The sequence below is a fragment of the Phyllobacterium sp. P5_D12 genome, from assembly GCF_054049495.1.
On sequence record NZ_JBFUMG010000802.1, the window covers coordinates 1 to 1,547 of the forward strand.

The 1,547-nt window shown below is 55.0% G+C and carries 3 protein-coding genes; 2 read left to right on the forward strand and 1 reads right to left on the reverse strand.

Annotated features, from left to right (window positions below; all coding sequences use genetic code 11):
• Positions 1-129 precede the first annotated feature (129 nt).
• The gene (locus tag ACXJ5O_RS26545) at positions 130-705 is read left to right on the forward strand and encodes a LabA-like NYN domain-containing protein (protein WP_210001967.1); all 576 of its coding nucleotides are present in this window, start codon (positions 130-132) and stop codon (positions 703-705) included.
• Positions 706-716: 11 nt separating this feature from the next.
• Complete coding sequence (locus tag ACXJ5O_RS26550) at positions 717-1,370, forward strand: uracil-DNA glycosylase (protein ID WP_457302518.1); 654 nt, start codon at positions 717-719, stop codon at positions 1,368-1,370.
• A gap of 3 nt (positions 1,371-1,373) precedes the next feature.
• Here the strand turns inward: ACXJ5O_RS26550 and ACXJ5O_RS26555 are convergent.
• Positions 1,374-1,547: SsrA-binding protein (locus ACXJ5O_RS26555; RefSeq protein ID WP_457302519.1), on the reverse strand; the 174-nt coding region annotated here is incomplete at its 5' end.

Below are 1,547 nucleotides of genomic sequence, written 5' to 3' on the forward strand. Positions count from 1 at the left end.
ATCAAGGTCTTGGCTTTTGGCCCAACCCGACGTAATTAAATATTCTACTTTCGTATAAGATCAGATCGGGCTTTGTTATTCTCCAGCTGATTGAAATTGAAGCTCAGATTTTTGAAATGGAACGTTATTATGTTTGATCCCCGCGAAAAAATCGTCCTGTTTATCGATGGTGCAAATCTCTACGCTGCGTCCAAGGTACTCGGATTTGATATAGATTATCGCAAACTTCTCTCAGCTTTCCAAAAACGCGGCTATTTGTTACGCGCCTATTACTATACTGCTTTGGTCGAAGACCAGGAGTATTCTTCAATTCGACCGCTGATCGATTGGCTCGACTATAATGGTTACAAGGTCGTGACCAAGCCTGCGAAGGAATTCACGGATTCTGCGGGCCGCCGCAAGATCAAGGGCAATATGGATATCGAACTTGCTGTTGATGCCATGCAACTTACTGATACGGTTGATCATTTCGTTATCTTCTCCGGCGACGGCGATTTCCGCTCGCTGGTTGAGGCGCTGCAGCGCAAGGGCCGCAAGGTCAGCGTCGTTTCGACGCTATCGACGCAGCCGCCGATGATTTCGGACGAATTGCGCCGCCAGGCCGATCATTTCATCGATCTGACATCGCTGCGGGCCGAGATCGGCCGTGAGCCATCCGAACGGTCGCCGCGGCCGCGGGTTGAAGAAGAACAGGTCGATTATTGATCGCAACGGGTTTGAGCGTCGAACCCTCTCCCGATTGCCCCATATGTGTCCGCCTGCATGATTTCATCGCCGAATGGCGGGTGAAGGAGCCGGGCTGGCACAACGCGCCTGTACCAACCTTCCTCCCGGTCGATGGCGTTCAATCGGTCAGGCTGCTCATCGTCGGTCTGGCTCCCGGCCTGCGCGGCGCCAACCGCACGGGGCGGCCTTTCACCGGCGACTATGCCGGCGATCTTCTCTATAACACATTGAATGAATTCGACTTTTCGCGCGGCACGTTCGCAGCGCGTCCCGACGATGGCCTGCAGCTGATCGATGCGGCCATCACGAATGCGGTTCGCTGCGTTCCGCCGGAAAACAAGCCGGTCGGCGGCGAAATCAGCAATTGCCGGCGGTTTTTGACCCCGACCATCGAACAATTCGTCAACTTGCGCGCCATTGTCACCCTCGGAACCATCGCGCACCAATCGACGATCCGGGCCTTTGGCCAGCCCGTGGCGAAGTTTCCCTTCARCCATGGCGGGCAATCGGACATCGGCAAAATCCGGATCTTTTCGAGCTATCACTGCTCGCGCTACAACACCAATACCGGCCGGTTGACGACGGAGATGTTCAAGGGTGTGTTCGCAGAGGTTAGAGGCTATCTCGATGATATCGCTAGATAAAATCTAGCCTCGCTCTTTCATGAGCCGTGATTTCTCGCGGTTCCAGTCGCGCTGCTTTTCGGTTTCGCGCTTGTCATGCAGCTTCTTGCCGCGCGCGACCGCTATCTCGAGCTTGGCCCGGCCCTGGTCGTTGAAGTAGAGTTTCAACGGCACGACCGTCATCCCCTCACGGTCCAC